Source organism: Streptomyces sp. SID5785 (genome assembly GCF_009870065.1).
Lineage (GTDB): Bacteria > Actinomycetota > Actinomycetes > Streptomycetales > Streptomycetaceae > Streptomyces.
In genome coordinates this window covers 1-6,018 of sequence record NZ_WWIA01001098.1, presented here as the reverse complement: position 1 = coordinate 6,018, position 6,018 = coordinate 1, and the positions used below count along the sequence as shown (strand labels likewise).

The window sequence follows — 6,018 nt, the reverse complement described above, 5'->3', positions numbered from 1 at the left end:
GGGGGCCGTGCGGGCGAGCCTCCTCTCCCGGTTCGACGGCTGGGCCGCGCCGCTCCTCGATCTGCTGCGCGCGGGCCGCTCGTTCGTCCACCGCCCGCTGCACGTCCTGCCCGCGGACCACACCTGGGCGCATGTCCCGGGCGTGACGCTCCTGGGCGACGCCGCCCATCTGATGCCACCGCTGGGCGCGGGGGCGAACCTCGCGCTCCTGGAGGGCGCCGAGCTGGCCGAGTCGCTCGCCGGCGTCGACGACCCCGGGCACCTGGACTCGGCCGTCCGCGCCTTCGAGGAGCGGATGTGGGACCGGGCGGGCCGCTGGGCGCGGATCACCGCGGAGGGCCTCGACCGGCTCGTGAGCCCGGACCCCGCCGAGGCGCTGGCCCTGTTCGACCGGGTCCAGCCGGCCTGAGGCCCACCGCCCCGTCCGGCCCGCCACGGCGCGGCGAACACCTCAGTTCCGCACCACACCTGACGGATAGTCGGGAAGCGGCAGCGCGTCATGACGGCGGCTGTTCCGGGCGGCGAGACGGAGCAGGGCGCGGCCGGGCCGCGCGGGCAGGGCGGAGATCAGCCGGGCGCCCTCGGCCAGCCCGCGCACGCCGAGACGCGAGGCGGGCAGCAGGGTCCGGGCCGCGCTCAGCCCGCCGGCCCGGCTCGCGCGGACGTGCTCGGCCATCACGCGCTCGTACGCGGGGTAGGCCCGCTCGTGGTCGCCGCCCGCCCGCGCCAGCTCACCGGCGAGGACGTAGGCGCCGACGACCGCGAGGCTCGTGCTGCCGCCGACGGCGGGTCCGGGACAGTAGCCCGCGTCCCCGACGAGCGTCACCCGGCCCCGCGACCAACGGTCCATGCGGAGCTGGGTGATCGCGTCGAAGTAGAACGCAGGGGTGCGGTCGAGCTCCTCCAGCCAGCGGTCGACCTCCGGGTGCAGGGCGCCGAACGCGCGGCGCACCGCTTCCTTCTGCCGGGTCACGTCGTGCCGGCCGCCCGCGAACGGCGTTGCGCTGCGGAAGAGGAACAGCACCCGGGCGTCGCCGAGATGCCGTGCCCCGTAGAGCCCGGCGGTCCGGCCGACACCGACGTGCATCCGGAGCTCGCCGTCGAGCCCGTCGCGGTTCGGCAGGGTCAGCACGGCCAGGTGCGCACCGATGAACGCGGTGAAGCGGGACTCCTCTCCGAAGACCAGCCGGCGCACCCGCGAGTGCAGCCCGTCCGCGCCGATCACGAGGTCGAAGCGGCGCGGTGCGGCCCGCTCGAACCGCACGGCGCCGTCGGACCCGACGGCGGTGACCGTGTCGTCGAAGAGGTACTCGACGTCGTCGCACGCCGCGTCGTGGTAGATCGCGCTCAAGTCGTCCCGCATGACCTCGAGATGGCCGTCGGACGCCGCACCGAAGATCTTGGAGAGATCCGCGCGGACGGGGCGCGCGGCACCCTCCGGGTACACCGTCAGCCGCCGGGTGCCCGTGGCCCGCTCCTCGATCTGCGCGCGTACGCCCATCTGCGCGGAGATCCGCAGCGCGGGCCGGAACAGGTCGACCGCGTGACCGCCGGTCCTGCGCACCGCGGGCGCGCGCTCGACGACCGTGACGGCGAAGCCGTGCCGGGTGAGCCAGTACGCCAGGACGGGTCCGGCGACGCCGGCACCGGAGACGAGTACGCGCATGGTGGTCCTCCTGGTCCTTCTGCCCTGGTCCTTCTCCCCCGCCCCGCGCGGTGGCCGGGACCGTCGCGCGAGACGGCCCTCGGCCCACGGTCGCGCGAGGGCGCCGCCGACGGATTGGACGAATGTTCCCGGCGCTCGCCCTGCCCCTGGCCAAACCTCCGTCACCGCCGGTCCCCGGGCGGGCCTGGCCGAAACCGGGGATTCCGGATGCGTTTCCGGGCCCGGGGGTGCCGCGCGCCCGGGCCGGCACGCGCCGTCGACGCGGCTGAATCTCGCGGGTACCTGGGCAAACGCCGCGTGGGCATGATCATCGCATCGAGTTAATGTCCCCGGCTCTCCTTGGCCCGGCGTGCGACGTGGCCACTAGCGTCAGGCTCGCCGCGACGACGTCCCGTTCGCCCTCTTCCTTCCGATCGTCCCGCGGCATCCACAGGTGCCCGCCCTCGTCCCGCCCAGGAGATTTCGCCCGATGAGCATTGATTCGAGTCCGGAGACCAGCGTCGAGCCGCCACGGCAGACCAGCCTCGGCACGGCGGCCGCCCGCAATCTCGCCACGACGACCAAGTCCGCCCCGCAGATGCAGGAGATCACCTCCCGCTGGCTGCTGCGCATGCTCCCGTGGGTGGAGACCAAGGGCGGCGCCTACCGGGTGAACCGACGGCTGAGCTACACCGTCGGCGACGGCCGGGTGGAGTTCGTCCAGGACGGCGCGAGCGTCCGTGTGATCCCCCGCGAGCTGGGCGAACTGGCCCTGCTCAGCGGCTTCGACGACGTCGAGGTACTGACCGCCGTCGCGGACCGCTGCGTCCAGCGGGACTTCGAGAGCGGAGAGACGCTCGTGGTCCGCGGCGCGCCCGCCGACCAGCTGCACCTCGTCGCGCACGGCCGTATCAGCCGGACGTCCGAGGGCAGTTACGACGACGAGGTCGCCCTCGACGTGCTCGCCGACGGCGACCGGTTCGGCGAGCACGTGCTGCTCGACGACGACGCCCGGTGGGAGCACACGGCGATCGCCGAGACCTCGGGCACCCTGCTGACCCTCTCCCGCGCGGACTTCGCCGCCGTCGTCGCCTCGGCGCCGCACCTGCGAGCGCACATCGACGAGTTCAGCTCCCGCGCCGCCCGGCCGCAGAACCACCGCGGCGAGGCCGAGATCGCGATGTCCGCCGGACACACGGGCGAGCACGAGCTGGCCGGCGCGTTCGTCGACTACGAGTCGAAGCCGCGCGAGTACGAACTCTCGGTCGCCCAGACGATCCTGCGCGTCCACACGAGGGTCGCCGACCTCTACAACCAGCCAATGAACCAGACGGAGGAGCAACTCCGGCTGACCGTAGAGGCGCTGCGGGAGCGGCAGGAGCACGAGCTGGTCAACAACCGGGAGTTCGGGCTCCTGCACAACGCCGACTTCAAGCAGCGCCTCCAGCCGCACGCGGGACCCCCGACCCCGGACGACATGGACGAACTGCTCTGCCGGCGGCGGGGATCCAAGTTCTTCCTCGCCCACCCGAAGACGATCGCCGCGATCGGACGCGGCTTCAACGCCCGGGGCCTGTACCCGGACCATGTCGACCTCGGCGGCCAGCAGGTGCCGGCCTGGCGCGGGGTGCCGATCCTGCCGTGCAACAAGATCCCGATCACCAAGGAGCGCACCAGCTCCATCCTCTGCATGCGCACCGGCGAGGAGAACCAGGGCGTCATCGGCCTGCGCCAGACCGGCCTGCCGGACGAGTACGAGCCGGGTCTCTCCGTGCGCTTCATGGGCATCGACGAGCAGGCCATCACGTCCTACCTGGTCAGCACCTACTACTCGGCGGCGATCCTCGTGCCGGACGCGGTCGGTGTCCTGGAGAACGTGCAGATCGGCCACTGGCCCCGGTAGCCGGTCCGCGCCGCCGACCGGCCCCTGTCACCTAGGAGTTCACGGATGCCTGCGCCTGAGCCGACACCACCACGGCCGAGCCCCACGGCGGCCGCCCCGCCCGTCGGAGCGCACGTGCTCGCCGACGCGGCGGCCCGCGCCCGCGACATCGCCGCCGTGTTCGGGGCGCCCCTCGCTGCCGCCCCGCCCGGCACCAGCACCGCTCCGGCGCCGCCGTCACCATCGCCATCTCCATCGCCGCCATCAGAGGGGACACCGGCTCCGGGTGCCGGTCTCGCCCGGGTGCTCGGCGGTCCGACCGGCCTCGGGACGAGCGGCCTGTCCTTCTCGCCCCGGCCCGAGTCCTTCGCGGCGCCGGAGACCCAGGTCGCGGGCACCCCGGTGCCCGGGCTCTACTTCCACCCGGTGCCCGATCCCGATCCGGCGCGGGTCGACGAGGTCAGCCGCCGGATCAAGGCCTGGGCCCTGGACGAGGTCGCGCTCTACCCGGACGACTGGGAGGAGGAGTTCGACGGGTTCTCGGTGGGCCGTTACATGGTCGCGTGCCATCCGGACGCGCCCACCGTCGACCACGTGATGATCGCCACGCGTCTGATGGTGGCGGAGAACGCGGTGGACGACTGCTACTGCGAGGACCACGGCGGTTCGCCCGTCGGCCTCGGCGAACGGCTGCTCCTCGCCCACACGGCACTGGATCCGCTGTACACGACCGAGGAGTACCAGCCGCAGTGGGCGCGGTCCCTGCACGCGGACGCGCCCCGGCGCGCGTACCGCTCCGCCATGGAGTACTTCGTCCGCTCGGGCAGCGCCTCGCAGGCCGACCGGTACCGGCACGACATGGCGCGCCTGCACCTGGGCTATCTCGCCGAGGCCTCCTGGGCGCAGGAGTCCAAGGTGCCCGAGGTGTGGGAGTACCTGGCGATGCGCCAGTTCAACAACTTCCGGCCCTGCCCGACCATCACCGACATCGTCGGCGGCTACGAGCTCCCGGCGGACCTGCACGCCATGGCGGCGATGCAGAAGGTCATCGCGCTCGCGGGCAACGCGACGACGATCGTCAACGACCTCTACTCGTACACCAAGGAACTCGACGCCCCCGGGCGGCACCTGAACCTGCCCGTGGTGATCGCCGAACGGGAGGACCTCGGCGAACGCGCGGCCTACCTGAAGGCGGTCGAGGTCCACAACGAGCTCATGCACGCCTTCGAGACACAGGCCGCGGCCCTCGCCGCCGCCTGCCCGGTGCCGACCCTGCTGCGCTTCCTGCGCGGCGTCGCCGCCTGGGTCGACGGCAACCACTACTGGCACCGGACCAACACCTACCGCTACACCCTGCCCGACTTCTGGTAAGAGAACGACCGGCAAGAGAAACGGACATCATCTGTGACCAGCACCGAACTCACCGCCACCGCCACCACCACCGGCTCCCCGCTCATCCCCGGCCCGGCGACGCCGTACCAGGGGGACATCGCCCGCTACTGGGACGGCGAGGCGCGTCCGGTGAACCTGCGGCTCGGCGATGTCGACGGGCTGTACCACCACCACTACGGCATCGGAGCGGTCGACCGCTCCGCGCTCGGCGACGCCGAGGACAGCGAGCGCGAGAAGAAGCTGATCGCCGAACTCCACCGTCTCGAGTCGGCCCAGGCGGAGTTGCTCCTCGACCACCTCGGGGACGTCCGCCCGGACGACACCCTGGTCGACGCCGGCTGCGGACGCGGCGGCTCCATGGTCATGGCGCACCAGCGGTTCGGCTGCCGCGTCGAGGGGGTCACCCTGTCGGCCAAGCAGGCCGACTTCGCCAACCACCGCGCCCACGAGCTGCGCATCGAGGACCACGTCCGGGCCCGGGTGTGCAACATGCTGGACACGCCCTTCGAGACCGGGCAGGCGGCCGCCTCGTGGAACAACGAGTCGAGCATGTACGTCGATCTGCACGACCTGTTCGCCGAGCACTCCCGGGTGCTCGAGGTCGGCGGCCGCTACGTCACGATCACCGGGTGCTGGAACCCGCGGTACGGGCAGCCCTCGAAGTGGGTCTCCCAGATCAACGCGCACTTCGAGTGCAACATCCACTCACGCCGTGAGTATCTGCGGGCCATGGCCGACAACCGGCTGGTGCCGCAGGCCGTCGTCGACCTCACCCCGGACACGCTGCCCTACTGGGAGCTGCGGGCCACGTCGTCCCTCGTGACGGGGATCGAGGAGGCGTTCATCAACTCGTACCGGGACGGCTCGTTCCAGTACGTGCTGATCGCCGCCGACCGGGTCTGACGGCACGACCGCACCGACGGCCGCGCCCGGCACGGGGCGCGGCCGTCCTGCGCGGGCGCGGCCGCACACTCCGGGCGGCTCAGAGAGCGGCGAGGCGGTCCACCAGCAGATCCACCCGCTGACCGGCCTCGGCCGCCGGCAGCCGGCCCGCGCGGGTCAGGGTCGCCAGTCCGTGCAGCGACGCCCAGAACACCTC

Annotated in this window: 5 protein-coding genes and 1 pseudogene; 4 read left to right on the top strand and 2 right to left on the bottom strand. The window is 72.7% G+C overall.

Annotated features, from left to right (window positions below; genetic code table 11):
- Positions 1-409 (top strand): FAD-dependent monooxygenase (locus GTW43_RS35800; RefSeq protein WP_343246221.1); only part of this gene is annotated, 409 nt, incomplete at its 5' end.
- A gap of 42 nt (positions 410-451) precedes the next feature.
- Here GTW43_RS35800 and GTW43_RS35795 read toward each other — a convergent pair.
- A complete protein-coding gene (locus GTW43_RS35795; RefSeq protein ID WP_161306144.1) occupies positions 452-1,666 on the bottom strand; it encodes an FAD-dependent monooxygenase in 1,215 nt (404 codons plus the stop codon).
- 469 nt (positions 1,667-2,135) lie between these two features.
- On the opposite strand from GTW43_RS35795, the gene GTW43_RS35790 reads away from it, so the two are divergent.
- The 3 genes from GTW43_RS35790 to GTW43_RS35780 are packed head-to-tail and all read left to right on the top strand — an operon-like array spanning position 2,136 to position 5,822.
- Positions 2,136-3,548 (top strand): family 2B encapsulin nanocompartment shell protein, encoded by a 1,413-nt coding sequence (locus GTW43_RS35790; protein ID WP_161306143.1) that lies wholly within the window; start codon positions 2,136-2,138, stop codon positions 3,546-3,548.
- Positions 3,549-3,593: 45 nt separating this feature from the next.
- Positions 3,594-4,898, top strand: a complete 1,305-nt coding sequence (locus GTW43_RS35785) for a family 2 encapsulin nanocompartment cargo protein terpene cyclase (protein ID WP_161306142.1) — start codon at positions 3,594-3,596, stop codon at positions 4,896-4,898.
- A 33-nt stretch (positions 4,899-4,931) separates the two neighbouring features.
- Entirely contained in the window at positions 4,932-5,822 is an 891-nt protein-coding gene (locus GTW43_RS35780; RefSeq protein ID WP_161306141.1) for a geranyl diphosphate 2-C-methyltransferase, read from the top strand.
- A 79-nt stretch (positions 5,823-5,901) separates the two neighbouring features.
- Here the strand turns inward: GTW43_RS35780 and GTW43_RS35775 are convergent.
- Positions 5,902-6,018: pseudogene (locus tag GTW43_RS35775) on the bottom strand (TetR family transcriptional regulator); the annotation flags it as partial.